Below are 26,862 nucleotides of genomic sequence, written 5' to 3' on the forward strand. Positions count from 1 at the left end.
CACGCGCCCTCGTGTCGCCCGGCGCACGTGCCGTCAGCCGGCCGGCGTCGCCGGGGTGGGCGTGCCCCTCAGCCCTCCCCGGTGGCGACCGGTCGGGACGGGTCGGCGACCCAGTTGCTCCACGACCCGACGTAGAGCGCCGCGTCGGGCCGACCCGCCAGGTGCAGGGCGAGCACGGCCTGCGCGGCGGTCACCCCCGACCCGCAGTACGCCCCGACGGGAGCGCCCCCGGCCACCCCGGCGGCGGCGAACCGCGCGCGCAGCGCGTCGGCGGCCGGAAACCGGCCCTCGGCGACGTACTCGCCGGCGGGCAGGTTCACCGCGCCCGGGACGTGCCCGGCGACGGGGTCGATCGGCTCGGTCTCGCCCCGGTAGCGGGGCGCGGCGCGCACGTCCAGCAGGACGCCCTCGTCGGCGGCGGCCAGCCGGGCGGCCTCCCCCGCGTCGAGCACCGGCAGCGCGCCGGGGCGCACCTCGACGTCGCCCGCCGCCGGGGTCGGTTCCGCCGTGCTGGTGGGCAGTCCGGCGGCCTGCCACGCCGGGAAGCCGCCGTGCAGCAGGCGTACCGGCCGGTGACCCGCCCAGCGCAGCGTCCACCAGGCGCGGGCGGCGGCCATGCCGTCGCCGCCGTCGTACACCACCACGGGATGACCGGCACGGACGCCGGCGGCCCGCAGCGCGGCCTGGAGCGCGGCCGGGTCGGGCAGCGGGTGGCGGCCGGCCGGGCCGGGCGGGCCGCAGAGCGCGGTGTCGAGGTCGACGAAGACCGCGCCGGGCAGGTGACCGGCGGCATAGTCGTCCCGGCCGGGCGGGCCCGTCAGGCGCCAGCGGACGTCGAGCAGGGTGGGCGGGTCGGCGTGGTCGAGCTCGGTCGCGAGCCGGTCGGCCTCGACCAGCAGCTCCTCGGTTCCGGACATGAGGTCAAGTCAACACCATCCGGGCCCGGGCCTCGCGGTTCGTCAAGGGTCGTTCGGCCTGCGTCGGGGTACCATCGTGGGCCGGAGGGCCGCTGACGTGGGGCATGATCTGGTCGGCACGACCGAGCCTGAAGTTACCTCCGCGGCAGGGAGGGATGAAGGTGTCCAAAACGGATCTGGTCGACACGACCGAGATGTACCTCAAGACCATCCTCGAACTGGAGGAGGAGGGCGTGCCGCCCCTGCGCGCCCGGATCGCCGAGCGGCTGGGGCAGAGCGGGCCCACCGTCAGTCAGACCGTCGCCCGGATGGAGCGCGACGGCCTGCTCACCGTGGAGGGCGACCGGCACCTGGCGCTCACCCCGCACGGTCGCAGCACCGCCGTTTCGGTGATGCGCAAGCACCGGCTCGCCGAACTGCTGCTGGTCAACGTGATCGGGATGCCCTACGAGGAGGCCCACGAGGAGGCCTGCCGGTGGGAGCACGTGATGAGCGACGCCGTCGAGAAGCGGGTCTACGACCTGCTCAACCGGCCGACCCGCTCGCCCTACGGCAACCCGATCCCGGGGCTGGAGGCGCTGGGCACCCCGGGGCCGGAGACCACCGACGCCGTCGAGGGTGAGCGCAACCTGGCGTTCCCCGGCCTCTCCGGGCCGGTCGTGGTCCGGCGGATCTGCGAGAGCGTGCAGACCGACGCGGACGTGCTGCGGCAGTTGCACGCGGCCGGCGTCGACCCGGGCGCGACGGTGATGGTGGCGCAGGAGCGCGACGGGGTGTCGATCGACCGCTCGGGCGACCGCGTCCGCCTCCCCCGCGAGGTCGCCTCCCGCGTCTTCGTCGCCGCCCACTGACCCCTCCCACTCCGCCCCCACCCCGCGCTCCCTGCCCCGGATTGGCTCGGCTCGGCGATCTTGCACCTTGTGCCCGGAAATATCCGACACAAGGGACGGATCGGGGGCCGAAAGTGCAAGATCGCGGAGTGGGCGGAGTGGCGGCGCGGTTCAGATGGCGCGGATGTCGAGCTGCTTGGCCAGGGCGATCAGGGCGTCCGTGAGCTTGTCGGCGTCTGGCTTGGGCGTGTCGGGTGGGGTGGTGTAGCGGAGGGTGGCGAGGCGGCCCTCGGTTGCCAGCCAGCCCACCTCCGCGACCGGGCCGAAGGCACCCTTGGCCGACAGCGTCCGCCGGTACGCCTTCTGGCCCAGCCCGGTGACCTTGCCCGCTTTGTCCGGCACCACGTCCATGGTGAAGGTGGCCGCGTCGATCGACGCCTCGGTGACGATCAGCGTCAACTCCGGCAGGGTGGCCTGCTCGGCGCGGACCACGCAGGTGTGGCTGTCGCCCGTCTCGCTGGCGGCGGCGATGTCGAAGCGGGCCCCCGCGTGCTGCTCGATCACGCCGAAGTCCAGCAGCCGGCACGCCCCGCCCGACGAGGCGGCCGCCACGTCGACCGCGATCGGCGCGGGAGGCGGCACCGCCACCGGTTCGGCCGCCTCCGCGCCGCAGCCCGTCGCCAGCAGTACGGCCACCCCGGCGCCCACGATCCGCCCGCGCACGATCACTCCTCCGCTGTCCACCCCGACGTGTCCGCCGGACACCGTACGGCCTGCCCCGCCCTCGCGGTAGCCCTCGATCAGCCGGTCGCCGTCAGTCGTCGACGTACGGGCAGTGCCGACAGCCGCGACCGCAGCAGGTGCCGCGTCGGGCCAGGAACCCCGCGCTCAGCACGAACAGGCCGGTCGCCGGGTCGAGGTAGCCGGCCTCACCGGCAGCCAGGGCGGCGGCGTGTGCGGCCAGGATCCGCTCCCGGTCCGGATGCTCCGGCGGCAGCCGGGACGGGTGTGGCTCGGTCAGCGGCCGGCCCGCCAGCGGTCGTCGCTCTCCGGTCACCGGCGCAGTCTAGAGAGCGGTCAGCCGTGCCGGGCCAGGGCGGCGGCGATCTCCTCGCGGCCCGCGCCGGCCGCGAGCAGCAGCCGCAGCAGCACCTTCGCCTTGTACGGGTCGAGCAGCCCACCGTCCAGCAGGCCCCGGCGGCGCAGGTCCGTCTCGGAGCCGACCGCGCCGTAGGTGTGCCGCAGCACCGAGCCGGCACCGGTGCGGGAGGTGAGCACCACCGGGATCCGCTCGGCCAGCGCGCCGAGCACCGGGGCCAGGACGGCCGGGACATGCCCGACTCCGAAGGCGGCGACGACGAGCCCGTGGTGGGTGTCGGCGACCCGGTCGAGCAGGCCGCCGTCGTCGTCGAGCGTCACGGTGTGCAGCGCGACCCGGGTGGCGTCGAGCCGTGCCGGGTCGACCGGCGGCAGCGGCTCCCGCCGGGACGGGCGGGCCAGCACGCGTACGCGTCCCTCGACCACGTGCCCGACCGGGCCGGCGTTCGGCGAGGCGAACGTGCCGGTGCTGGTGCTGTGCGTCTTGCGTACCCAGCGGGCGGCGTGGATCTCGTCGGCGAACGCGACCAGCGCGCCCAGGTCGCGGGCGGCGGGGGCCGCCGCCACGCGGGCCGCCGCGAGCAGGTTCGCCGGGCCGTCCGGGCCGGCCAGGGTCGGGTTGCGCATCGCGCCGGTGAGGACCAGCGGCGCGGCGTGCGGCCAGACCAGGTCGGCCAGGAACGCCGACTCCTCCAGCGTGTCCGTGCCCTGGGTGACCACCACACCGGTCGCCCCGTCGGCCACCGCCCGCGAGGCGGCGTCGACCACGTCGAGCAGTTGTCGGTACGTCAGGTGCGCGCTCGGCACCGCGTGGGTGTCGCGGACCTCCAGCGGCAGGCCCAACTCGTCGAGGCCCGGCACGGCGGCGGTGAGGTCGGCGCCGGTCAGCCGGGTGACCACCCCGGCCCGGCCGGGGTCCACCCCGCCCATCGCGATCGTGCCGCCGAGGGTGAACAGGGCGATGGACACGCCGGGCCTCCCGTCCGCCGCCTGGAAGGCGGCCCGCAAGAACGTACCCTCCGGGTCGGATAACCGGTGGCGCCGGTCTGCGGGCGGCCCCGCCGGCGCTGGTGGTTCCGACGGCGACGGGGTCGTCCTGCTCCGCCACCAGCGCGTCCACGACTGACGAGCGCCCCGGTCGGGTGAGGCCGGTTTCCGCACGGACGGAAGCACGTTGGTTTTCCGTTCCGCCCGGCCTATGGTGGCTCCATGTGTTCGTTCGGTCAGCAGAGGAGCACCGCCGTCGTGGTGACGGCGGCGTCCGCTGCTGCCCGTCGGCGTGCCCTGTCGGTGACCGTCGAGACCCGGGTGGTGCGATCCGCGGCCGCGCCGTCGCCTGCCGGCTCGGTGGCCTCCGGACTCCCGAGCCCCGTCCCCGCCGGACGTAGCCCTCCGTGAACCGCTTGCAACTGTGCGAACGGCCACCAGGGCGAAGCTTCTCAAGCTTCGGCCCTTTTCTTTTTTCAGAGGGAGCTACGCCATGACCACGCACACCCAGCCGGACCAGCAGTGGCTCGATGAGCTGCGGGCGACACTGACGACCGACTTCGAGGCGCAGACCGTCCGGCTCACGCAGCTGACGGCCGACACCGGCGACCCGGGCGAGGCGCACACCCAGAGCGCGATGATCGCCGCGACCCGGCAGAGCCTGGACCAGATCACCGGGGCGCTGCGGCGCATCGCCGACGGCCGCTACGGCATCTGCGAGAAGTGCGAGGCGCCGATCCCCCGGGAACGCCTGGAGGTGCTGCCGCACGCCCGCTTCTGCGTGCCCTGCCAGCAGAAGCAGTACTGAGTGAACCGGGTCGAGGGCTGCCTCGTACGGCGGAGGCAGCCCGCGACCCGAGCGGACGCGATCTGGCCGTCACGCCGCGACCGCGCCCGGTGTCGGACGCCAGGTCAGCCCCACCAGGTCATCGCCTGGCCGTGCGTGCGGGTCCAGGCGAGGGGTACGCCGTCGAGGGACAGCACGTTGTGCAGCGCCTCGCCCGGTGGCTCCGGCAGCGCGTCGTGGGGCAGCACACCCAGCGTCTCGTTCGCGATCCAGTGGCCGGGCAGTCCGCGTACCAGCTCGGTGAACGCTGCCCGGCGCGGAGCCGGCACCTGATAGAGCACGGAGGTGTGGAACACCACCAGCGTCGCGCCGGGCGGCGCCTGCGCGGCCAGTGCCGGCAGGTCGTCCACCAGGTCGCCGCGCGCGAGCAGCGGCGGGTCGGTCGCGGCGACGGCCGCGGCGGCCCGCAGCCGGGCGCGGCGGTGCGAGTGCTCCGGCCAGATGAGCGCGTCGAGCCAGGCGACGTCCGCCGGGTCGGTGACCCGCAGCGGGTTCAGGTCCAGCCCGGCCCGCCACACCACCTCGGGTAGCTGGTCCGGTGGCGCGGTGCCGGTGAGCGCGCAGTCGAGGACCGGCTCGCCCGTGCCGAGCAGGTGGTCGCCGTAGCGGTAGGCGTACCGGTCGGGGTAGAGGCAGAACCCGGCGGACGCGCCGACCTCCAGCAGCGCCAGCGGCTGCGGCAGCGCGGCGAGCACCGGCAGCAGGACGGCGCACCGCCCGGGCTCGTTCGTCTGGACGGCCCGGGTGCGCATTTCCGCCTCGATCGTCGGCCAGTTCGCCACCGTGAAGTCGTGGAACGCGGCCGGGTCGTCGACGGGCCCGCCGAGTAGTCGTACGACGCCGAACAGCAGGTTCGGCTGCCGCTTGGCCGGCGGGAGCGTTTCGACCAGCGCGAGCAGTTCGTCGTCACGCGAGACCGCGAGGGAAAGGCGCTCGTAGGTCGACGACACGCCGCGCGCCTCACGGGTGCCGAACTCGGCGTAGCTCTCGGCAATCGTCATGTCTTGATGATCGCCAACTAGGTCACCGGCTCCCGCTTGACCCACTGGTCCAGGGCCCGCGTGAATTCGATCACCGCAGCCTTGGCGGAGGGCGGCATCGACGTCCGGGACGCTTGGCGGTACTTCAGGCACACCGCGAGGTTGTTGACGCGAAAGTAGACACGCACGTCACGGTCGTGCCAGCCGTGCTCGTCGAGGTCCCCCTCTTCGGAGATGTACGCCTCCTCGCCGACGCCGGGAAGCCGCTCGCCCTCGGTAGGACAGCCACCCAGGTTGGCGGGGAGCAGGGGGGCCTCCACGTCGAGCTGGGTGAGTTCCCCGTCGTCGGGATCTTGGCCGGGCTCCCATTTACAGCTGTTCGTGGCCTGGTGTGCGGACCAGAGCTTGGCCCTGGGAATCAACGGCGCAATGACCTCGGGGTGGTCGGCCAGGTACAGGCACACGCTCGGTGCGGTCGTGAACCGTCTGACCGACGGCGATGCGGACGGGGCTGCGGGCGTGGTGGCCGACGGGCTGCTGGCCTGTTGGTCCCCGGCCCGGCCGGTCTCCCGATTCGGCGCCCCGTCCGGCGCGAGCGCGTAGCCGGTCGCCAGTGCGCCGGCCGCCAGGGCCGTGGCGAAGATGATCGCGGCAATGCGCGTGGGCGCGACACGTCGGGCACGCGGGCCGCTCCCCTCGGACAGCAGCGGCTCGGTCAGCTTCTTGGTCGCCCCTGCGGCCTGCTCCTTGGCTGGCATGGTGACGCGAACCGTCGGGTGGTCGCCGGCCGTGACGCCGGCGGCGACCTCCCGCAGACGCTCCGCGGCCACATCGGCAGACAGCCGTTCGCCCGGGCGACGCGCCATCAGGCCGAGCAGCGTCGGACTCAGCAGACCAGCACGTTCAGCCGGCCCGGGGTCGCGGCTCAACACGGCAGCGACCAGTTCTGCCGGATCGTCCGAGTCGTACGCGGGCCGACCTTCGACGGCGAAGTACAGCGTCGCACCGAGCGACCACAGATCGGATGCCGGCTCGGCACCCTGCCCGGTCAGCCGCTCGGGCGCCACGTAGCCCAGCGTGCCCATGACCGAGCCAGTCCCGGTGAGGCCCCGGGTGGCGCCGATGACCGCGGCGATCCCGAAGTCCGTGAGTACGGCGCGCCCGTCCCGCCCCAACAGGACGTTCTGCGGCTTGACGTCGCGATGCAGGATGCCGGCAGCGTGAGCGACCCGCAGTGCCGCAAGCAGTCCCGCGCCGATCTCCGCGGTCCGCCGCGGACTCAGCGGTCCGTCCTCGCGCACCACCGAGTAGAGAGACGACCCCTCGACCACGCCCATCACGATCCACGGGTGGCCATCCTCGATCAGAACATCGTGAATGGTCACGATGCCGGGGTGGTCCAACCGCCCGGCGGCCCGCGCCTCGGTTATCGCACGCTCTCGGAGCGCCTCATGTTCGGATTCGCTCAGGCCCTCGGGCAGTCGTAGCTCCTTCACTGCCACGTCGCGGTCCAGCAGGGTGTCCACAGCTCGCCAGACCACCCCCATGCCCCCGCTGCCGATCGGCTTGGCCTGCAAGACATACCGGCCCCCGGCCAGGGTGCGCCGCTCCTCCGCCATGCTCGGAAGGATAGCCAGGGTCCGCTGGCGAGGAAGCCATCGAAGGTTGTTCCATGAGGGAGTGGTCATGGCCTCGGATCGCGTGCGAGTTGGCGGCTTGTTCGGCGTGTCACGGCAGCGGGTTCTGCAGATCACCCGCAGGCCCGGCTTTCCTGAGCCGGTCGCCCGCCTGATCGGTACGACCATCTGGGACGCGGACGAGGTGGACGAGTGGGCGCGACACAACCGCCCACCCCGCCCGACCGAAGGCGACGAGGACCGCTGACGAGGCACCTCGATCACGGACGGGCGAGACAGCGCGGGCCCCCCAGTGTCGCCGTACCCGGACGGGTGGCTAGCGCTCGTCGGATTTGGCGACCATCTGTAGATAACCCGGCGGGGTCGTGTCGGTCGGTCGACCGGCGCTGCCGCTGGTTGTACTGCTGAGGTGGCGTGGTGTCAGTGGTGCCATGGCAGCTGGACCGGCTGTTGCGGGATAAGACCGGCCAGGATGTCGGCCAGCAGTTGAGCGAGCCCGAACGGGTAGATGGTGTCGGTGGTCGTGGCCAGTTCGTCGAGGGGCCACCACCGGTGTCCGGCGTGGTGTGTGCGTTCGAGTGTCTCCATACGCGTGATGTCGACGTCGTGCGTGTCGATGCGGTGGTAGAAGAAATCGTCGCGGAACATGCCACTGGCCCAGCCGAGGTCCGCATAACCCGCGCAGTAGGCGACCGGTTGACCGAGGTGGTGCGGGGCGACCGCCAGGCCGATCTCCTCGTGGAGTTCGCGGGCCGCAGCGTGCGGTAACGGCTCGCCGTCGTTGACTCCGCCGCCAGGGGTAACCCAGCCGTGGCCGAGGTCGGGGTCGGGGTCGGGGTCGGGGTCGGGGTCGGGGTCGGGGTCGGGGTCGGGGTCGGGGTCGGGGTCGGGGTCGGGGTCGGGGTCGGGGTCGACCAGGAATCGTAAGAGCAAGATCCGTCCGGCGCTGTCGAGCAGCAGAACCCGCGCGGAGCGGCGCCGGTACGGCAATGACTCTGACACGCAGCTGAGCGTACGAGATCCACACGAGAGCCGAAGCAACGAATGGCCCGGCCGGTGGCGGAAAGGAATGAGCCCCGGGCGCGGGAACGCCCGGGGCTCATCGCGGTCGTACGTCAGCTGCAGCCGCTGGTGGAGCCGCAGCCCTCGCAGACGTAGCAGCTACCGGCCGGACGCATCTTCGTACCGCAGGTGAAGCAGAGCGGCGCGTCGGCGGCCTTGCCGATCACGGCCTCCAGCAGCTCCGTGCTGGAACCCACGGACGGCGCCGGCTTGGCGGCGGCGACGTCCGCGACCTCCTGCGCCGGCTGGGCAACCGGCCCGGTCTTGGGCTCGGCCGGCGCCTCGACCGGGGCGGAGGCGGCCATCGCGGTGAGGTCCGCACCGTTCGCCTCCGCCTCCGCCTCGGCCCGGAGCTGGGCGGCCCGCTCACTGGCGGTGAAGATGCCCAGCTCCGCGCGGCGCTCGTACGGCAGGAAGTCCAGCGCCAGGCGACGGAAGATGTAGTCCATCACCGAGGCGGCCATCCGCACGTCCGGGTCGTCGGTCATGCCGGCCGGCTCGAAGCGCATGTTGGTGAACTTGCTGACGTACGTCTCCAGCGGGACGCCGTACTGGAGACCGATGGAGATGGCCACCGAGAAGGCGTCCATCACGCCGGCCAGGGTCGAGCCCTGCTTCGACATCTTGAGGAAGACCTCGCCGAGGCCGTCGTCCGGGTAGGACGACGCGGTGAGGTAGCCCTCGGCGCCGCCGACGGAGAAGCTGACCGTCTGGGACGGGCGCTTCTTCGGCAGCCGCTTGCGCACCGGGCGGTACTCGACGACCTTCTCGACGACCTTCTCCACCTCGGCGGGGGCGGCCTCGGTGGCCTTGTTGGACTTGGCCACCGAGAGCGGCTGACCGACCTTGCAGTTGTCGCGGTAGATCGCCAGCGCCTTGAGGCCGAGCTTCCAGCCCTCGAAGTAGATCTTCTCGACGTCCTCGACGGTGGCCGCCTCCGGCATGTTGACCGTCTTGGAGATGGCGCCGGAGACGAACGGCTGGATCGCCGCCATCATCCGCACGTGGCCCATCGGGGCGATGGAGCGCTCGCCCATCGCGCAGTCGAAGACCGGGTAGTGCTCCGGCTTGAGGCCGGGGGCGTCCACCACGTGGCCGTGGTCGGCGATGTGCTCGACGATCGCCTCGACCTGCTCCTCGGGGTAGCCGAGGCTGCGCAGGGCGCGCGGCACGGTCTGGTTGACGATCTGCATGGAGCCGCCGCCGACCAGCTTCTTGAACTTGACCAGCGCCAGGTCCGGCTCCACGCCGGTCGTGTCGCAGTCCATCATGAAGCCGATGGTGCCGGTCGGGGCGAGCACGCTGGCCTGCGAGTTGCGCCAGCCGAACTTGTCACCGATCTTGTTGCCCTGGGTCCACTGCTTCGTCGCCTCGCGGACGATCGCGGTGGCCACGGTGCCCGCCGGCTTGATCTCGTCGTTGGCGGCGGCGTGCTTGCGCATGACCCGCTTGTGCGGCTCGGCGTTGCGGGCGTAGCCGTCGTACGGGCCGACGACACCGGCCAGCTCGGCCGAGCGGCGGTAGGCGGTGCCCGTCATCAGCGAGGTGATCGCCGCGGCGACCGAGCGGCCCTGCTCCGAGTCGTACGGGAGGCCGGAGGCCATCAGCAGGGCGCCGAGGTTGGCGTAGCCGATGCCGAGCTGCCGGTAGGCGCGGGACGTCTCACCGATCTTCTCGGTGGGGAAGTCGGCGAAGCAGATCGAGATGTCCATCGCGGTGATGACGAACTCGACCGACTTGACGAACTTCTCCACCTCGAAGCCGCCGTCGGCGCGGAGGAACTTCATCAGGTTCAGCGAGGCCAGGTTGCACGAGGAGTTGTCCAGGTGCAGATACTCCGAGCACGGGTTCGACGCGGTGATCCGCCCGGTCTCCGGGCAGGTGTGCCAGTCGTTGATGGTGTCGTCGTATTGCAGGCCGGGGTCGGCGCACTCCCAGGCGGCCTGGGAGATGGAGCGGAAAAGGTTCTTGGCGTCGATGGTTTCGATCACCGCGCCGTCGAGCCGGCCGCGCAGGTCGAAGCCGCCGCCGTTCTCCACGGCGGTCATGAACTCGTCGGAGACCCGGACCGAGTTGTTGGCGTTCTGGTACTGCACGCTGACGATGTCGGCGCCGCCCAGGTCCATGTCGAACCCGGCGTCGCGCAGCGCGCGGATCTTGTCCTCCTCGCGCGCCTTGGTGACCACGAACTCCTGGATGTCCGGGTGGTCCACGTCGAGGATGACCATCTTCGCCGCGCGCCGCGTGGCGCCGCCGGACTTGATGGTGCCGGCGGAGGCGTCCGCGCCGCGCATGAAGCTGACCGGGCCGGAGGCGTTGCCGCCGGAGGAGAGCAGCTCGCGGGAGGAGCGGATCCGGGACAGGTTGACCCCGGAGCCGGAGCCGCCCTTGAAGATCAGCCCCTCCTCCTTGTACCAGTCGAGGATGGAGTCCATCGAGTCGTCGACGGCCAGGATGAAGCAGGCGCTGACCTGCTGCGGCGAGGGCGTGCCGACGTTGAACCAGACCGGCGAGTTGAAGCTGAACACCTGGTGCAGCAGCATCCAGGTCAGCTCGTGGGCGAAGACCTCGGCGTCGGCCGGGCTGGCGAAGTAGCCGTACTCCTCACCGGCGGTGCGGTAGGTGGTGACCACCCGGTCGATCAGCTGCTTGAGCGACCACTCCCGCTCCGGGGTGCCCACCGCGCCCCGGAAGTACTTGGTGGTCACGATGTTCGCCGCGTTGACGCTCCACGACTCCGGGAACTCGACCCCGCGCTGCTCGAAGTTGATCGAGCCGTCGCGCCAGTTCGTCATCACGACGTCGCGGCGCTCCCAGGCGACCTCGTCGTAGGGGTGCACCCCCTCGGTGGTCCACACCCGCTCGATCTTGAGCCCCGCGCCGGCCTTGCTCCGTGCCCTGCTCGTCGTCACACCATCCCCCGACATCTCATCCGCCCCCTCGTCCGCGCGGCCACCTCGCCACGCGATCCGACTGTCATCAACTGCGAAGAACTTCAACTGGTACGGCCGGCGGCCTCGGCCGCGTCGGCCCCGGCGCCCTCCCGGGCGCGTGCGGCGGCCCGCAGCGTCTCGATCTCCCGCTCGAAGTCGGCGAGCGAGTCGAACGACCGGTAGACGCTGGCGAACCGCATGTAGGCGACCTCGTCCAGGTCCTGCAGCGGACCCAGGATGGCCAGCCCCACCTCGTGGCTGGGGATCTCGGCGGCCCCCTTGGCCCGGACGGTCTCCTCGACCTTCTGCGCGAGCAGCGCGATCGAGTCGTCGTCCACCGGCCGCCCCTGGCACGCCTTGCGCACCCCGCCGATGATCTTCGTGCGGCTGAACGGCTCGGTGACCCCGCTGCGCTTGACGACCGCGAGGACCGCCTCCTCCACCGTGGTGAACCGCTTCCCGCACTCCGGGCAGGACCGCCGCCGGCGGATCAACTGGCCGTCGTCGGCCTCCCGCGAGTCGACCACCCGGGAGTCCGCGTGCCGGCAGTACGGACACCGCATCGGCCCGACCTCCTTCATCGACTGCGGGCACGCCGACCGCTTCCCGGGCACGCGTCAGCGCGGCGGAGCCATCTGTCGATGGTCTTCGCCGTGTCGACGGTACGGGAGTGCGGTCGGTAGTCGAACCCAACCTGTAGGCGACTTACGCCCGTGTGACTACTACATCTAGGGGTCGACCGTATGCCGCCGACGATCCGCGGTCAAGTTGAGCGGCGTGTCCGGCGCGTCACCGCCATCCGGAGTCGACCCCGGCCGGCGCCACCCGCCGCAGAACCAACCGTCCGACGCCTCCCGGGGTTATTCGTCCGGTCGCGGCGAAACCGCCGCCGATCGGGCAGGCGTCGAACACCCGTTCGACCCGACGTACCATTTATCAGAACGTGAGTACGAGCAGGGCCACTTTTCACCCCGACACGCCGAGGTGATGTCGTACAGACGTTTGAAAATGACCGATCTCACCTATACGGTCATGAACAACCGGGCGCGGATCGTTCCGTCACCGGTCACCACGCACCGCCGCACGCACCACGAGCCGCCAAGGCACCCAGCGCCGACCAGGGAGGACGGACGTGACCGAGGACCGGGCCAGCCGGCCGAAGAGCCCGCAGCAGATCACCGAGGCGGGCCCGCCGGCCACCCGACGCCGGAGCGCCGCGCGCAGCCGGGCCGGGCAGCCCGCCGTGCGCCCGGTCACCCCGGTGGTGAGCGCCTTCCCCGACCCGGCGACGGTGGATCTCACCGCCCGGCAGCGGCGGATCCTGGAGTTCATCCGCACCTGGGTGGACCGGCACGGCTATCCGCCGAGCGTGCGCGAGATCGGCGAGGCGGTCGGCCTGGTGTCGCCGTCCAGCGTCGCCTACCAGCTCAAGGAGCTGGAGAAGAAGGGCTTCCTGCGCCGCGACCCCAACCGGCCGCGCGCCGTGGACGTCCGGGCCCCCAGCGACGTCGACGACGAGCTGACCCGCTCGCAGCGCCCCGCCCCGGCGTACGTGCCGATGCTGGGCCGGATCGCGGCCGGTGGCCCGATCCTCGCCGAGCAGGCCGTGGAGGACATCTTCCCCCTTCCCCGCGAACTGGTGGGTGAGGGCGAGGTCTTCATGCTCCAGGTCAAGGGCGACTCGATGCTCGACGCGGCGATCTGCGACGGCGACTGGGTCGTGGTCCGGCAGCAGCCGACCGCCGAGGCCGGCGACATCGTCGCCGCGATGCTCGACGGCGAGGCGACGGTCAAGACCTACCGCCGCCGTGACGGGCACGTCTGGCTGATGCCGCAGAACCCGGCCTTCGACCCGATCCCCGGCGACGACGCGACCATCATGGGCCGGGTCGTCGCGGTGCTGCGCCGCATCTGACCCCGTGGCGCCTCCGGAGCGGTCGCCGACGGCGGCCCCCGGAGGCTCAGGGACGTCAGTAGCGGTCGCCCCGGTAGCCGCGGCCGCCACCCCGCCCGTGGCCGTTGGGGCCGCCGCGGCCGTCGTCGTAGCCCTCGTCGCGCCGGCGGGCCGGCCGCTGACCGCGAGGATCCTGCTCGCCGCCGCGACGGGGCGGCTCCGCCCGGCCACCGCCGCCGTGGACGCCGGGGCCCGGTTGGCCCCCGCCGCCGTAGACGCCACCACCGGGACGGCCGCCGCCACCCTGCCGGCCACCGCCGCCACCGCCTGCGGGGCCACCGGGGCCCGGCGGCCGGCCGCCACCGTAGGCTCCGCCACCGCCACTGGCCGGGCGACCGCCGCCACCACCACCGCCGGCAGGGCGACCGCCACCGTAGACGCCGCCGGCCGGGCGGCCACCGCCGTAGACCCCGCCGCCGGCCGGCGCGGCCCCGCCGCGACCACCGCCCGCCGGGACCGCCCCGCCCCGCCCGCCACCGGGCGCACCGCCGTAGACGCCACCGGAGGGCGCGCCACCGTAGACGCCGCCCCGCGCCCGGTCGCCCGGCGGCAGGAAGTCGTCGTCCGCCGGGCCCCGCGGATCGTCGGCGAGGTCGTCGCGCTCCGGCCCGTCGGCGTCCCGACGCGGGGCGGCCGGTCTGCGCCGGGCCCGCAGGATGCCGAAGACGCCGGCGGCCACCATCAGCGCGCCGATCACGCCGACCGCGGCGATGATGTACGTGATGTCGCTCAGGCTCAGGCCGTCGAGCCACGACTGCCCGGCCGCCTTCTTCGGCGCGTCGCCCTTGCCGGCGACCGGCTTCGCGCCCTCGGTGGAGGGGGTGTAGCTGAGAATCTCGACCGGCTCGGCCTCGTCGAGCTGGCCGCCGTCGGAGACGGTGACGAACGTCTTGCCGTCCGGGGTGTAGGCGATCGCCTCACCGAACGGATCGGTCAGCGCCGTCACCCGGGGCTTGACGGAGGTCAGGGCCGCCACGATGTCGCCGCCGGTCACGTCGTACTCGAAGGCGTCGGCGTAGGTGCGCACCACCACCCGGGACCCGTCGGGGGAACGGGCGGCTCCGGTGATCGCCACGCGGCCCGGAGCGCCGAGCCGGTTGTCCGTGTCCGTCCTCGGCAGGGCGATCTCGCCGACCTTCTTCATCGGCACCGCCTCGGTGTCCCCGCTCTTCATCTTCGCGGCGGGGGTGAAGATCTGCGCCTTGCCCGACATCACCTTGGTGATGATCAGCGGGTTGCCGTCGTCGCCGATGAGCAACGCCTCGGCGTCGTGCGGTTTGCCCTCGGGGTAGGAGAGCCGGTGCAGCACCGGCCGCTTGGACCCGTTGACCGGCATGGTCCACAGCGCCACCCGCTCGCGGCGGTTCCGGCTGGTGACGTTGTCGCCCGTGTCGGCGATCCAAAGCGTCTTGCCGTCCGGGGAGAGCGCGAGATCCTCGGTGTCGGAGGGGCCACCGCCCGAGTAGCGGACCGGCTCCTTCGAGATCTCACACTTGGCGTCGAGGAAGAAGACCCGCTTGCGGCTCTCCACCTCGGTGCCGTCGTTGATCACGATGTAGCCGCTCTTGGTGGCCACCAGGCCGGACAGCTCGCGCAGCCGCTCGTCGGTCACCGCGCACCGCTTCTTGCCGGCGGCGGCCGTGAGCGGGGACGAGGCCGAGGCGGGCGCCGCCAGGGCGGCCCCCGCACACGCCACGGTCGCCCCCAGCAAGCCGAGGGCGACCGTGACCGAAGCAACAGCGCGGCGCATTGAATCAGTGTCGCATGCCGCAGGTTTCCGCCGGGTGACGCCGGGACGCCGTCACCGGGCGGACGCGACCGCCTGGCTCTCCGCCGCCGCTCGGAACGGGGCCAGCTCGGCGGCGAGCGCCTCGCCCACCCGGACGTGCACCAGCGTCCCCTCCGGCAGGTGGGAGGTGCTCAGCACCTCACCCTGCCGGTGCACCCGCGCCACCAGGTCGCCCCGGTCGTACGGGAGCACCGCGCGGACCTCCACCGCCGGGCGGGGCAGCCGCTCCTCGACGGCCTCGCGCAGCCCGTCGAGCCCGCGCCCGGTGTGCGCGGAGACGAAGACCGCCTCCGGCCAGAGCCGCTTGAGCCGCAGCAGCGTCTCCTCGTCGGCCGCGTCGGTCTTGTTGACCACCAGCAGCTCGGGCAGCCGGTCGGCGCCCACCTCGGCGAGCACCTCACGGACGGCGCGGACCTGCTCCTCCGGATCCGGGTGGGTGCCGTCGACGACGTGCACCACCAGGTCGGCCTCGGCCACCTCCTCCAGCGTCGAGCGGAACGCCTCGACGATCTGGTGCGGCAGGTGCCGGACGAAGCCGACGGTGTCGGAGAGGGTGTAGAGCCGCCCGTCGGAGGTGGTGGCCTTGCGGGTGGTCGGGTCGAGGGTGGCGAAGAGCGCGTTCTCGACCAGCACACCCGCGCCGGTCAACCGGTTGAGCAGGCTGGACTTGCCGGCGTTGGTGTAGCCGGCGATGGCGACGGCGGGAACGGCGTTGCGGGACCGCCGGGCGCGCTTGGTCTGGCGTACCAACCGCATGCCCTTGATCTCCCGGCGCAGCCGGGAGATGCGGTGGCGGATCCGGCGCCGGTCGGTCTCCAGCTTGGTCTCACCGGGGCCACGCAGGCCCACGCCGCCGCCGGCGCCCCCGCCACGACCGCTACCACCGGTCTGCCGGGAGAGCGTCTCACCCCAACCGCGCAGGCGGGGCAGCAGGTATTCGAGCTGGGCCAGCTCGACCTGCGCCTTGCCCTCCTTGCTCTTGGCGTGCTGGGCGAAGATGTCGAGGATCAGCGCGGTGCGGTCCACCACCTTGACCTTGGTGCGCTGCTCCAGGTTGCGCAGCTGGGACGGCGACAGCTCGCCGTCGCAGATCACCGTGTCGGCGCCGCTGGAGAGCACGACCGAACCGAGGTCGTCGACCTTTCCCCGGCCGATGTAGGTGGCCGGGTCGGGGCGGTTGCGCCGCTGGATCAGCCCTTCGAGCACCTGCGAGCCGGCGGTCTCCGCCAGCGCGGCCAGCTCGGTGAGGCTGTTCTCGGCGTCGCTCTGGCTGCCCTCGGTCCAGACGCCCACCAGGACCACGCGCTCCAGGCGCAGCTGGCGGTATTCGACCTCGGTGATGTCGGCGAGCTCGGTGGAGAGGCCAGGGACCCGCCGCAGCGCCTGCCGCTCTGACAGCTCGAACTCGCCGGTGGTGGCGTCGAGCTCGTCGTCGGTGTAGGGGAGGTAGGTCTCCTGGTTGGTCAAGCTGGTCTCCTGTCCGTTCTGTCACGTACCGAGCAATCCTGACATGTGTCAACGCCGGGCGCACCCGCTATATGCCCGCGTGAAATGCCACAAAAGCGGGGGCGGCCGGTGGGCCGGCCCGGGTGGGCGAGTAGAAATGCGGTGCGAGCCGCTCAGCGTCGACGGAGGGATCCTGTGTCAATCACCCGACTTCCGAGTGCCGGATTCTCGATCACCATCCGGATCGCCGTGCCTGCGGACGCGTCCTCCATCGGCCGGCTGACCACCTCCGTCGGCGAGGCCGGCGCGATCGTCACGGCGCTCGACGTGGTCGACTCCGACCCGACCCACGTGATCGTCGACCTGACCTGCGACACCGCCGACGCCGCCCACGCCGACCAGGTGGTCGACGCGCTGACCGCGCTCGACGGCGTGGACGTGCGCAAGGTCTCCGACCGGACGTTCCTGCTGCACCTCGGCGGCAAGATCGAGGTCAGCTCGAAGGTGGCGCTGCGCACCCGCGACGAGCTGTCCCGCGCGTACACCCCGGGGGTGGCCCGGGTCTGCCAGGCGATCGCGGAGAACCCGGCCGACGCCCGGCGGCTCACCATCAAGCGCAACACCGTGGCCGTGGTCAGCGACGGCTCGGCCGTGCTGGGCCTGGGCAACCTCGGGCCGGCGGCGTCGCTGCCGGTGATGGAGGGCAAGGCGGCGCTGTTCAAGCGCTTCGGCGGGGTGGACGCCTGGCCGGTGGTCCTGGACACCCAGGACACCGACGAGATCGTGCAGATCGTCAAGGCCATCGCGCCCGCGTACGGCGGGATCAACCTGGAGGACATCGCCGCGCCGCGCTGCTTCGAGATCGAGGCCCGGCTGCGGGAGGCGCTGGACATCCCGGTCTTCCACGACGACCAGCACGGCACCGCGATCTGCGTGCTGGCCGCGCTGACCAACGCGCTGCGCGTCGTGGGCAAGCAGCTCGCGGACGTCCGGGTCGTGGTCTCCGGCGCCGGCGCGGCCGGCACCGCGATCATGAAGCTGCTGCTGCGCCAGGGCGTGGGCGACATCATCGCGTACGACCGGCAGGGCGCCCTGCACCGCGGCCTGACCGGGCTCAACCCGGCCTGGCAGTGGCTGGCCGACCACACCAACAAGGACAACTACGCTGGTGACCTGCCCGGGGCGGTACGCGACGCGGACGTCTTCATCGGCGTCAGCGCGCCGAACCTGCTCACCGGCGACGACATCGCCATGATGGCCAAGGACGCCATCGTCTTCGCGCTGGCGAACCCGGACCCGGAGGTCGACCCGCGCGAGGCGCGCAAGCACGCCGCCGTGGTCGCCACCGGCCGTTCCGACCAGCCGAACCAGATCAACAACGTGCTCGCCTTCCCGGGTGTCTTCCGCGGCATGCTGGACGCGCACGCCGAGGAGTTCACCGAGGAGATGGCGATCGCCGCCGCCCGGGCCATCGCGGACGTGGTCGGCGAGGACAAGATCAACCCGACGGTGATCGTGCCCAGCGTCTTCGACTCCCGGGTGGCCCCGGCGGTCGCCGCGGCGGTGCGCGCCGCCGCCCAGAACCCGGCCCCGGCCCCGGCCGCGGACCCCGGCCCGGCCGACCTCCCCGAGATCGCCGCCGAAGCCAGCGCCACCCCCTGACACCCCACACCCCACCCCGCCCCACCCACCCCGGCCCACCCCGCCCCACCCCGGCGATCTTGCAGTTCCTGCCCAGGCATTCGGGACAGAGCCGACAAAACACGGGCCGGAAGTGCAAGATCGCGCCGTGGGTCGTGGCGGGTGGATGGGGCGAGAGGGCAGGGGGAGGCTGGGGTCAGGCGGGGGCGGTCAGGGCGGCGGGATCGACCTCGCCGACCGCGACCAGGACGGCGGGGCCGGCCAGCCAGCAGGAGTCCTCGGTGACCGTGACCGTGAGGCGACCGCCGGGGACGTCCACGGCGATCACCCCGGTGTCCCGGCCGGCGTCGCGCAGGGCCACGGCGGCCACCGCGCACGCGCCCGTGCCGCAGGAGAGCGTCTCGGCGGAGCCGCGCTCGTACACCCGCATCAGCACGTGCCCGTCGGCGCCGTCGACCGGCTCGCCGGGCGCGGTGAACTCGACGTTCACTCCGGCCGGGAAGGCAGCCGGGTCGAACTCCGGCGCGCGGGTGAGGTCGAGGCCGGTCAGGTCCAGCCCGGTCGGGAGCGCGCAGACCAGATGCGGGTTGCCGACGTCCACCGCCGCGCCCGGCAGGGTCAAGCCGCCCAGGGTGGCGGTCGAGGCGTCGTACACCCGGGGGCGGCGCATCTCGACGGCGACGGCGTCCCCCTCGACGCGCGCGCGCACGAGGCCGGCCCGGGTGGCCACCGGCAGCGCCGCGCCGACCGGCGTGGCCAGCCCGGACGCCAGCAGGTAGCGGACGAAGACGCGGGCGCCGTTGCCGCACATCTCGGCGAACGAGCCGTCGGAGTTCCAGTAGTCCATGAACCACTCGGCCTCGCCGGCCAGGGCGGCGCCCTCGGGGTGTTTGGCCGCCCGCACCACCCGCAGCACGCCGTCGCCGCCGAGGCCGCGCCGCCGGTCGCAGATCGCGGCGACCAGCCCGGGCGTCAGGTCGAGCGCCCCGTCCGGGTCGGGCAGGATGACGAAGTCGTTGCCGGTGCCGTGGCCCTTGGTGTACTCCACACCCCCATCATCGCGCAGCGGCCGGCAGCAGGCGCAGGGCGGCCGGGATCAGGTCCGGCGCGGCCGAGTCCAGCCAGTGGATGCGCTGGTCACGGCGGAACCAGGAGCGTTGCCGGCGGACGAACCGCCGGGTGGCCCGGACCGTCTCGTCGTGTGCCTCGCCCTCGGTGATCTCCCCGGCCAGGAAGCGCAGCACCTGCTGGTACCCGAGCGCCCGGCTGGCCGTCCGCCCCTGCGGCAGGCCGCGGCCGACCAGCTCGCGGGTCTCGGCGACCAGGCCGTCGGCCCACATCCGGTCCACCCGCAGCGCGATCCGCTCGTCCAGCAGCGCCGTGTCCAGGTCCACCCCGAGCTGCACGGACGGGTAGTACGGCGTCGGGCCGGGCAGCGACGCGGTGAACGGCGCCCCGGTCAGCTCGATGACCTCCAGCGCCCGCACGATCCGCCGGCCGTTGGTGGGCAGGATCCCCGCCGCGGCGACCGGGTCGGCCTCCCGCAGCCGGGCGTACAGCGGGGCCGGGCCGGTCTCGGCCAGCTCCCGTTCGAGCCGCTCGCGGGCCGCCGGGTCGGTGCCGGGGAACTCGAACCGCTCCAGCACCGCCCGCACGTAGAGGCCGGAGCCGCCGACCAGCAGCGGCACCCGGCCCCGGGCCAGGATGTCGTCGACCGCCGCGCGGGCCAGCCGCTGGTATTCCGCCACGCTCGCCGGCTCGGTGACGTCCCAGACGTCCAGCAGGTGGTGCGGCACCCCCTCGCGCTCGGCCGGGGTGAGCTTCGCGGTGCCGATGTCCATGCCCTGGTAGAGCTGCATCGAGTCGGCGTTGACCACCTCGCCGTCGAGGGCGTGCGCGAGCGCGATGCTCAGTGCGGACTTCCCGGCCGCCGTCGGCCCGACCACCGCGACCACCGTCCCGACCGGCGGGTGGCCGCCGCCGGCGTCGGCCGGCCCGGTCACGCCGGCTCCCAGGTGGCCACGAAGTAGGCCACGCCGTAGGGCGCCGCGTCGTGGGTCAGCTCACCGTGCCAGCGCCCGCCCGCCGCGCCCGCCGCGCCGGCGAGCACCTGCCAGGCCGCCCGACCGGCGACCTTCAGCTCGGCCGACAGCACCGGGTCCAAGCCGTGCAGGGCGTCGGCGTCCGCGTCCGCCAGGGCCCGGGCGACCCCCTCGTCGTACGCCTGCGCGCGCGGGTCGTCGTAGCCGGGCGCCTTCTCGCCCCGGCAGGCGGACCCGTCCCCCATCACCAGCAGCGCGACCCGGCCCTCGGCGCGGCGCACCAGCTCCGCCCCGAGCGCGGCGCACTCGCCCGGGGAGGCGTCGGCGGCGACCGACTGGGCGAACCGGGGCAGGTCGGTCCCCGCCCTGCCGAGCAGCCACGCGCCGACGGTCAGGCTCAGCGGCAGCCGCTCCCCACCGCCGCAGTTGGTCTTCCACAGCCGGACGTGGCGGTCGACGCCGTAGGCGCGCAGGGAGCCGTAGTCGGCGGCCCGGAAGCGGACGGTCTCCGGCCCGGCGCCGACCAGCACGATCTGGTCAGGCGAGGCGGCGAGCAGCCGGCCGACGGCCGCGTCGCAGGCCGTGCGGAGTTCGTCCAGCTCAGCGGCGGCGGCACCGGCCACCTCGGGCACGAGCAGGGGCGGATGCGGGCAGACGGCGGCGGCGACCAGGGGCACCCGTTCACCGTAGCGGGACCCCCCGGTGCGTCCCCGCGCCGATCCGGTCATTCGGGGGCTAGGACACCGTATGGTCACGGTCGGCGATAGGCGCTCGACGCGGACGGGGGCGGACCTGTGACAATGCCGGGAGTAACTTTGCTGCGCCGTGGCGGCGATCGTGGGACCGGTCCCCGACGCCGGGAGAACGAGGATGGGCACATGAGCGACTGGACTGCCTTCGGACGGGTGGACGCGGACGGCACCGTGTACGTCAAGACCGCCGACGGCGAGCGGGTGGTCGGATCCTGGCAGGCGGGAGCGCCCGAGGAGGGGCTTGCCCACTTCGCCCGCCGCTTCGACGACCTGGTGACCGAGGTCAACCTGACGGAGGCGCGGCTCAACTCGGGTGCGGCGGACGCCGGCCACTCGCTGACGACGATCCGCCGGATCCGCGCCTCGCTCGCCGAGGCGCACGTCGTCGGCGACATCGACGCGTTGGCCGCGCGGCTGGACCGACTCGCCGCCGTCGCCGAGGAGAAGGCCGGCGAGGCCAAGGCCGCCCGGGACGCCGCCCGGGGCGAGGCACTCGCCCGCAAGCAGGCGCTGGTGGAGGAGGCGGAGAAGCTGGCCGCCGAGTCGACCGGCTGGAAGACCGCCGGCGACCGGCTCAAGGAGATCCTCGAGGAGTGGAAGACCATCCGCGGGGTCGACAAGAAGACCGACGGTGAGCTGTGGAAGCGGTTCGCCGCGGCCCGGGACGGCTTCACCCGCCGCCGGGGCGCCCACTTCGCCTCACTGGACTCGCAGCGCAAGCAGGCGCAGTCGGTCAAGGAGGAGCTGGTCGCCGAGGCCGAGAAGCTGAAGGACTCCACGGACTGGGCGGCGACCGCCAACCAGCTCAAGGACCTGATGAACCAGTGGAAGGCCGCCCCGCGCGCCTCCAAGGAGGCGGAGCAGAAGCTCTGGGAGAGGTTCCGGGCCGCGCAGGACGAGTTCTTCACCCGGCGCAGCGAGGTCTTCTCGGCCCGCGACAACGAGCAGCGGGCCAACCTGGAGCGCAAGCAGGCGCTGCTCGCCGAGGCCGAGGCGCTGGACGTCGACGGCGACCCGAAGGGCGCGCAGGCCAAGCTGCGGGAGATCCAGGCGCAGTGGCACGAGGCCGGCCGGGTGCCCCGCGAGGCGGCGGCCGGGCTGGAGCGCCGGCTGCGGGCGGTCGACGACAAGGTCCGCGAGGTGATGGACTCCGCGTGGCGACGCACCACCAAGGAGGACAACCCGCTGCTGGCCCAGATGCGGACGCAGGTCGCCGAGGCCGAGGAGCGGCTGGCCCGGGCCCAGGCGGCCGGGGACGCCCGGCGGATCAAGGAGGCCGAGCAGGCGCTCGCCTCGAAGCGGCAGTTCCTCCAGCTCGCCGAGCAGGCCGGCTGAGCTGAGCCACGCGAGAGCCCCCGGTCCGCGCGGACCGGGGGCTCTCGCGTGTCCGGGCAGCCGCCGCGGCGGTGGGAGCGGCCGGCCCGTCGTGGGTCAGTGGGCGGCGCAGCCCGTCGTCGGCGCGGGCGCCGCGGCCGGCGCGCCGATCGTGGGCAGCCCGAGCAGCACCCCGGGCGTACGCGGGGAGCGCCCCGCCTCGGCCGCGTCGCCGGCCCGGGTGCGCCGGTGCGACAGCGGCTCGCCGTCGGCGTTGAGGTGGTGCGGGGCCGCGTACGTGACGGTGGTGTGCACGATGTCGCCGGGGCGGATCTGCCCGGCGAGGGAACCCGCGTCGAAGTGGACGAGGCGGCCGTCACGGGCGCGGCCGGACATCCGGCCGGTGCGCTCGTCCTTGCGCCCCTCGCCGACGGCGACCAGCACCTCGACGGTCTCCCCCACGAGCCGCTTGTTCTCCGCCCAGGTGATCTCCTCCACGCAGGCGACCAGCCGCTCGTAGCGCTCCTGGACGACCTGCTTGGGGAGCTGGCCCTCCATCGTGGCGGCGGGGGTGCCGGGGCGCTTCGAGTACTGGAAGGTGAACGCGGAGGAGAACCGGGCCTCGCGGACCACGTCGAGGGTGCGCTCGAAGTCGGCGTCGGTCTCGCCGGGGAAGCCGACGATGATGTCCGTGGTGATCGCCGCGTCCGGCATCGCCGCCCGGACCTTCTCGATGATGCCGAGGTAGCGGTCGGCCCGGTACGAGCGGCGCATGGCGCGCAGCACGTCGTCCGAGCCGGACTGCAGCGGCATGTGCAGCGAGTGGCAGACGTTCGGCGTCTCGGCCATCGCGGCGATCACGTCGTCGGTGAAGTCCTTGGGGTGCGGGCTGGTGAACCGGACCCGCTCCAGGCCGTCGACGTCGCCGCAGGCGCGCAGCAGCTTGCCGAAGGCGAGCCGGTCGCCGAACTCCACGCCGTAGGAGTTGACGTTCTGCCCGAGCAGGGTCACCTCCAGCACGCCCTCGTCGACCAGGGCGCGCACCTCGGAGAGGATGTCTCCGGGGCGGCGGTCCTTCTCCTTGCCGCGCAGGGAGGGCACGATGCAGAACGTGCAGGTGTTGTTGCAGCCGACGGAGATCGACACCCAGCCGGCGTACGTGGACTCGCGCCGGGTGGGCAGCGTCGAGGGGAAGACGTCGAGGGACTCGATGATCTCCACCTCGGCGGCGGCGTTGTGCCGGGCCCGCTCCAGCAGCACCGGCAGCGACCCGATGTTGTGCGTGCCGAAGACCACGTCCACCCAGGGCGCCTTGCGGACGATCTCGCCGCGGTCCTTCTGGGCGAGGCAGCCGCCGACGGCGATCTGCATCCCCGGGTGCCTGTCCTTGACGGGACGCAGGTGACCGAGGTTGCCGTAGAGCCGGTTGTCGGCATTCTCCCGGACCGCGCAGGTGTTGAACACCACCACGTCCGGGTTGTCGTCGGCCTCGGCGGCGCGCACGTAGCCCGCCTGCTCCAGCAGCCCGGAGATGCGCTCGGAGTCGTGCACGTTCATCTGGCAGCCGTACGTGCGCACCTGGTAGGTGCGCGGGCTGCTCGCCGCTGCGGTAGTCATGACCCGGACAGCGTATCCGGGCGAGAATCCCGAACCGAACGAGGAGGAGCCGTGTGCCGGAGCATCAAGACCCTTCGTGAGCCGTACGTCGCCGAGGTGAGCCCGGCCGACGTCGAGGCCGCCGCCCTGCAGTACGTCCGGAAGATCTCGGGCTTCCGCAGGCCCGCCGCGCACAACGCCGCGGCCTTCGACGCGGCGGTCGCCGCGGTCGCCGCGGCCACCGCGACCCTGCTGAACGAGCTGGAGGTACGCGGCGGCCGCTCCGCCCGCCCAGCGAGCTAACCCGCCGCCCGCTGGGCCGCCGAGGGAGCCGCCCCGCGTGCTGGCGCGGCTGGTCTCAGGCGGCGGCGAGCGCGGGCAGCACCGAGTCGGGGGCCCAGCGTGAGCGGTGGCACTGCGACCAGCCGCGGCAGCGGGGATCGGCCTCGGTGCAGAGCCGCTGGTTGCCGAGCACCTCGCCGTCGTCGGTCTCGCGGACGTCGAAGTGCACCGGCCGGATCGTGCCGTCGGGGGCCACGAGCAGGTGCCGGCCGGCGTCGAGGGTGTCGTCGCGCAGCAGGCAGTTGCGGTCCAGCAGCCGCGCCAGCGCGGCGATGCTGGCGTGCTCGGGGAGCCCGTCGGGCACGCCGTAGCAGTCCACGATGGTGGCGAACTCCCCCGGCGCCTGCCAGACGTCGCAGATCACCGCGTGCGTCGGCAGCCGGGCCGGGTCGGCCGCCGCCAGGGGCATCACCACCCGACCGAGTGCCTCGGCCAGTGCCGGGTAGACCTCCACCGGCCGCACCTGGTCGATTCTCCAGTTCCACAGCTCGGTCATGCCGCCTCCTCGCTGTGCTCGTCCCACCGGCCTCCGGATCGGGCCTTACTGACGATGGTGGGGGGCATATGACCTCAGCCGGGGGCAAGTTACCGGTCTGTGACCATTCCGGGCAAAATTTCCTCGGGCACCATCGCTCCGAGTGGCCGAAAGATGACAGTTTATCGGGTACGGTGCCCCGCCCGGAACTTCCCGCTCCGCGGCGCGCCCGTTCCGACCGGGTCGGTCAGCGCACGACGACCCGGTGCTCGCCGGGGGGCAGCAGCTCGCCGACCACGGTGGCGCCCGGCAGTTCGCCGGCGACCAGCAGGCCGCCCGACGTCTGCGCGTCGGCCAGCAGCAGCCGGTCGTCCTCGGCGATCCCGCCGAAGTCCGTCCACCCGGCGACCCACTCCAGGTTGCGGCGGCTGCCGCCGCTGACGTACCCGTCGCGCACCGCCTCCCGGGCGCCGGCCAGGTAGGGCACCCGGGCCGCGTCGATCGCCACCGTCAGCCGGCTCGCCCGGGCCATCTTGGACGCGTGCCCGAGCAGACCGAAGCCGGTCACGTCGGTGCCGCAGCGCACACCGGCCGCCACCGCGGCCCGCGCGGCGTCCCGGTTGAGGGTGGTCATGGCGGCGACCGCCTCGGGGAAGCTCTCGCCGGTGGCCTTGTGCCTGGTGTTGAGCACCCCGACGCCCAGCGGCTTGGTCAGCGACAGCGGCAGCCCCGCCCGGCCCGCGTCCAGGGTGATCAGCTCCTCGGGCCGAACCACCCCGGTGACGGCCAGCCCGTACTTGGGGCCCTCGTCGTCGACGCTGTGCCCGCCGGCGAGGTGGCATCCCGCGTGCCGGGCCACGTCCTGCCCGCCGCGCAGCACCTCCCGGGCCAGCTCCAGCGGCAGCACGTCGCGCGGCCAGCAGAGCAGGTTGAGCGCGACGAGCGGGGTGCCACCCATCGCGTACACGTCGGAGAGCGCGTTGGTCGCGGCGATCCGCCCCCAGTCGTACGCGTCGTCGACGACCGGGGTGAAGAAGTCGGCGGTGGTGACCAGGCCGGTCCGTTCGTCGAGCCGGACCACCGCGGCGTCGTCGCCGTGGTCCAGGCCGACGAGCAGGTCCGAAGTGCCGGTGGCCGGGCCGAGGCCGGCGACCATCTTCTCCAGCTCGCCGGGTGGGATCTTGCAGGCACAACCGCCGCCGCGGGCGTACCGGGTCAGCCGTACCGGGTCCGTCATGCCCCGTATGATCTTTTACACACCCCCGCGCCGCCAACGGGCGGACCGGTTTCGGAGTCAAAATCCGACTCCCGGCCCCGAGCGGCAAGGGTGTTACCGCTCCGTGACCAACTGACTTGCGTTCCGCCACATCCACCCGCCTAAAGTTGCCGCACCGGGGGTCAACGGACCCCGTGCGCGACGACAGGGACGGTGGACGACGTGGCGACGGGCGAACCGCTCATCGTGCTGGAATCGGTCAACAAGTGGTTCGGGCCGCTGCACGTGCTGGACGACGTCTCGCTGTCGGTCGGGCGCGGCGAGGTGGTCGTGGTCATCGGGCCGTCCGGCTCCGGCAAGTCGACGCTCTGCCGCACCATCAACCGGCTCGAGCCGATCACCTCCGGCACGATCACCTTCGACGGGCAGCCGCTGCCGGCCGAGGGCAAGGCGCTGGCGAAGCTGCGCAGCGAGGTCGGCATGGTGTTCCAGTCGTTCAACCTCTTCGCGCACAAGACGATCCTCGAGAACGTCACCCTCGGGCCGGTCAAGGTCCGCAAGGAGAAGCCGGCGGCGGCCCGCGAGCGCGGCCTGGCCCTGCTGGACCGGGTCGGCATCGCCAACCAGGCCGACAAGTTCCCCGCCCAGCTCTCCGGCGGCCAGCAGCAGCGCGTCGCGATCGCGCGCGCGCTGGCCATGCAGCCCAAGGCGATGCTCTTCGACGAGCCGACCAGCGCGCTCGACCCGGAGATGGTCGGCGAGGTGCTGGACGTGATGACGTCGCTGGCGCGCGAGGGCATGACGATGGTCGTGGTCACCCACGAGATGGGCTTCGCCCGGCACGCGGCGAACCGGGTCATCTTCATGGCCGACGGGCAGCTGGTCGAGGACGCCCCGCCCGCCGAGTTCTTCGCCAACCCGCGCAGCGAGCGGGCCAGGGACTTCCTCTCCAAGATCCTCACGCACTAGGCGTCCGTACCTGGAGCGCGCCGTCCCCCGGCGGT

Annotated in this window: 25 protein-coding genes; 8 read left to right on the forward strand and 17 right to left on the reverse strand. The window is 73.0% G+C overall.

Annotation, left to right across the window (positions count from 1 at the left end; all coding sequences use genetic code 11):
- Positions 1-68: 68 nt before the first annotated feature.
- A complete protein-coding gene (locus ACGF5G_RS21885; protein ID WP_393265401.1) occupies positions 69-917 on the reverse strand; it encodes a sulfurtransferase in 849 nt (282 codons plus the stop codon).
- 155 nt (positions 918-1,072) lie between these two features.
- Here ACGF5G_RS21885 and ACGF5G_RS21890 point away from each other — a divergent pair, with 155 nt between their 5' ends.
- The gene (locus ACGF5G_RS21890) at positions 1,073-1,768 is read left to right on the forward strand and encodes a metal-dependent transcriptional regulator (protein ID WP_393265404.1); all 696 of its coding nucleotides are present in this window, start codon (positions 1,073-1,075) and stop codon (positions 1,766-1,768) included.
- 150 nt (positions 1,769-1,918) lie between these two features.
- Here the strand turns inward: ACGF5G_RS21890 and ACGF5G_RS21895 are convergent, their stop codons facing one another.
- The 3 genes from ACGF5G_RS21895 to ACGF5G_RS21905 all read right to left on the reverse strand — a co-directional run bounded on the left by ACGF5G_RS21895 (position 1,919) and on the right by ACGF5G_RS21905 (position 3,775).
- A complete protein-coding gene (locus ACGF5G_RS21895; RefSeq protein ID WP_393265406.1) occupies positions 1,919-2,470 on the reverse strand; it encodes a hypothetical protein in 552 nt (183 codons plus the stop codon).
- Between the two features lie 91 nt (positions 2,471-2,561).
- The gene (locus tag ACGF5G_RS21900; RefSeq protein ID WP_393265409.1) at positions 2,562-2,804 is read right to left on the reverse strand and encodes a DUF5522 domain-containing protein; all 243 of its coding nucleotides are present in this window, start codon (positions 2,802-2,804) and stop codon (positions 2,562-2,564) included.
- Between the two features lie 20 nt (positions 2,805-2,824).
- Complete coding sequence (locus ACGF5G_RS21905) at positions 2,825-3,775, reverse strand: asparaginase (RefSeq protein WP_393265610.1); 951 nt, start codon at positions 3,773-3,775, stop codon at positions 2,825-2,827.
- Positions 3,776-4,325: 550 nt separating this feature from the next.
- Between ACGF5G_RS21905 and ACGF5G_RS21910 the strand changes: the two genes are divergently transcribed.
- On the forward strand, positions 4,326-4,640 hold the full coding sequence (locus ACGF5G_RS21910; protein WP_350710945.1) for a TraR/DksA C4-type zinc finger protein: 315 nt from the start codon (positions 4,326-4,328) through the stop codon (positions 4,638-4,640).
- A 104-nt stretch (positions 4,641-4,744) separates the two neighbouring features.
- On the opposite strand, the gene ACGF5G_RS21915 is transcribed toward ACGF5G_RS21910, so the two are convergent.
- Together ACGF5G_RS21915 and ACGF5G_RS21920 are read right to left on the reverse strand one after the other, a co-directional pair.
- Complete coding sequence (locus ACGF5G_RS21915; protein ID WP_393265412.1) at positions 4,745-5,680, reverse strand: DUF2332 domain-containing protein; 936 nt, start codon at positions 5,678-5,680, stop codon at positions 4,745-4,747.
- Positions 5,681-5,697: 17 nt separating this feature from the next.
- Entirely contained in the window at positions 5,698-7,278 is a 1,581-nt protein-coding gene (locus ACGF5G_RS21920) for a serine/threonine-protein kinase (RefSeq protein ID WP_393265414.1), read from the reverse strand.
- 67 nt (positions 7,279-7,345) lie between these two features.
- Here ACGF5G_RS21920 and ACGF5G_RS21925 point away from each other — a divergent pair, with 67 nt between their 5' ends.
- Complete coding sequence (locus tag ACGF5G_RS21925) at positions 7,346-7,543, forward strand: DNA-binding protein (RefSeq protein WP_393265417.1); 198 nt, start codon at positions 7,346-7,348, stop codon at positions 7,541-7,543.
- A 173-nt stretch (positions 7,544-7,716) separates the two neighbouring features.
- Here ACGF5G_RS21925 and ACGF5G_RS21930 read toward each other — a convergent pair whose 3' ends face one another.
- The 3 genes from ACGF5G_RS21930 to nrdR form a co-directional block, all read right to left on the reverse strand.
- Positions 7,717-8,298: an NUDIX hydrolase gene (locus tag ACGF5G_RS21930; protein WP_393265419.1), complete on the reverse strand. Its 582-nt coding sequence runs from the start codon at positions 8,296-8,298 to the stop codon at positions 7,717-7,719.
- A 113-nt stretch (positions 8,299-8,411) separates the two neighbouring features.
- On the reverse strand, positions 8,412-11,285 hold the full coding sequence (locus tag ACGF5G_RS21935; protein WP_393265421.1) for a vitamin B12-dependent ribonucleotide reductase: 2,874 nt from the start codon (positions 11,283-11,285) through the stop codon (positions 8,412-8,414).
- Positions 11,286-11,353: 68 nt separating this feature from the next.
- A complete protein-coding gene (gene nrdR / locus ACGF5G_RS21940) occupies positions 11,354-11,854 on the reverse strand; it encodes a transcriptional regulator NrdR (protein ID WP_393265424.1) in 501 nt (166 codons plus the stop codon).
- Between the two features lie 569 nt (positions 11,855-12,423).
- Here nrdR and lexA point away from each other — a divergent pair.
- Positions 12,424-13,206, forward strand: a complete 783-nt coding sequence (gene lexA, locus ACGF5G_RS21945; RefSeq protein ID WP_393265427.1) for a transcriptional repressor LexA — start codon at positions 12,424-12,426, stop codon at positions 13,204-13,206.
- Positions 13,207-13,261: 55 nt separating this feature from the next.
- Here lexA and ACGF5G_RS21950 read toward each other — a convergent pair whose 3' ends face one another.
- Positions 13,262-14,995 carry a hypothetical protein gene (locus ACGF5G_RS21950; protein WP_393265429.1) on the reverse strand — a complete coding sequence of 578 codons (1,734 nt, stop codon included), beginning with the start codon at positions 14,993-14,995 and terminating at the stop codon, positions 13,262-13,264.
- Between the two features lie 51 nt (positions 14,996-15,046).
- Positions 15,047-16,501 (reverse strand): GTPase HflX, encoded by a 1,455-nt coding sequence (hflX, locus tag ACGF5G_RS21955; protein WP_393265432.1) that lies wholly within the window; start codon positions 16,499-16,501, stop codon positions 15,047-15,049.
- 174 nt (positions 16,502-16,675) lie between these two features.
- Between hflX and ACGF5G_RS21960 the strand changes: the two genes are divergently transcribed.
- On the forward strand, positions 16,676-18,142 hold the full coding sequence (locus ACGF5G_RS21960; protein WP_357693731.1) for an NAD-dependent malic enzyme: 1,467 nt from the start codon (positions 16,676-16,678) through the stop codon (positions 18,140-18,142).
- A 175-nt stretch (positions 18,143-18,317) separates the two neighbouring features.
- On the opposite strand, the gene dapF is transcribed toward ACGF5G_RS21960, so the two are convergent.
- Genes dapF through ACGF5G_RS21975 form a run of 3 tightly spaced genes read right to left on the reverse strand, consistent with a single transcriptional unit; the run spans position 18,318 to position 20,891 of the window.
- Positions 18,318-19,169, reverse strand: a complete 852-nt coding sequence (gene dapF, locus ACGF5G_RS21965) for a diaminopimelate epimerase (RefSeq protein WP_393265435.1) — start codon at positions 19,167-19,169, stop codon at positions 18,318-18,320.
- Positions 19,170-19,176: 7 nt separating this feature from the next.
- Entirely contained in the window at positions 19,177-20,136 is a 960-nt protein-coding gene (gene miaA / locus ACGF5G_RS21970) for a tRNA (adenosine(37)-N6)-dimethylallyltransferase MiaA (RefSeq protein ID WP_393265613.1), read from the reverse strand.
- Positions 20,121-20,891, reverse strand: a complete 771-nt coding sequence (locus ACGF5G_RS21975; RefSeq protein WP_393265437.1) for a class III extradiol dioxygenase subunit B-like domain-containing protein — start codon at positions 20,889-20,891, stop codon at positions 20,121-20,123. The genes miaA and ACGF5G_RS21975 overlap by 16 nt, the downstream gene beginning before the upstream one ends.
- Positions 20,892-21,041: 150 nt before the next feature.
- Here ACGF5G_RS21975 and ACGF5G_RS21980 point away from each other — a divergent pair, with 150 nt between their 5' ends.
- Positions 21,042-22,250, forward strand: a complete 1,209-nt coding sequence (locus ACGF5G_RS21980) for a DUF349 domain-containing protein (protein WP_363704966.1) — start codon at positions 21,042-21,044, stop codon at positions 22,248-22,250.
- A gap of 96 nt (positions 22,251-22,346) precedes the next feature.
- Here ACGF5G_RS21980 and miaB read toward each other — a convergent pair whose 3' ends face one another.
- Positions 22,347-23,846, reverse strand: a complete 1,500-nt coding sequence (gene miaB / locus ACGF5G_RS21985; RefSeq protein ID WP_393265439.1) for a tRNA (N6-isopentenyl adenosine(37)-C2)-methylthiotransferase MiaB — start codon at positions 23,844-23,846, stop codon at positions 22,347-22,349.
- Between the two features lie 51 nt (positions 23,847-23,897).
- Here miaB and ACGF5G_RS21990 point away from each other — a divergent pair, with 51 nt between their 5' ends.
- A complete protein-coding gene (locus ACGF5G_RS21990) occupies positions 23,898-24,128 on the forward strand; it encodes a DUF2277 family protein (protein WP_393265442.1) in 231 nt (76 codons plus the stop codon).
- A gap of 55 nt (positions 24,129-24,183) precedes the next feature.
- On the opposite strand, the gene ACGF5G_RS21995 is transcribed toward ACGF5G_RS21990, so the two are convergent.
- Positions 24,184-24,663, reverse strand: coding sequence for a hypothetical protein (locus ACGF5G_RS21995; RefSeq protein WP_393265444.1), 480 nt, complete (start codon positions 24,661-24,663; stop codon positions 24,184-24,186).
- Between the two features lie 226 nt (positions 24,664-24,889).
- Positions 24,890-25,879 carry a selenide, water dikinase SelD gene (gene selD, locus ACGF5G_RS22000; protein WP_393265446.1) on the reverse strand — a complete coding sequence of 330 codons (990 nt, stop codon included), beginning with the start codon at positions 25,877-25,879 and terminating at the stop codon, positions 24,890-24,892.
- Positions 25,880-26,071: 192 nt separating this feature from the next.
- On the opposite strand from selD, the gene ACGF5G_RS22005 reads away from it, so the two are divergent.
- Positions 26,072-26,827, forward strand: coding sequence for an amino acid ABC transporter ATP-binding protein (locus tag ACGF5G_RS22005; protein WP_393265449.1), 756 nt, complete (start codon positions 26,072-26,074; stop codon positions 26,825-26,827).
- The last annotated feature ends 35 nt before the right edge of the window (positions 26,828-26,862 follow it).

Origin of the sequence: Micromonospora sp. NPDC047730 (assembly GCF_043204765.1) — a bacterium.
Lineage (GTDB): Bacteria > Actinomycetota > Actinomycetes > Mycobacteriales > Micromonosporaceae > Micromonospora.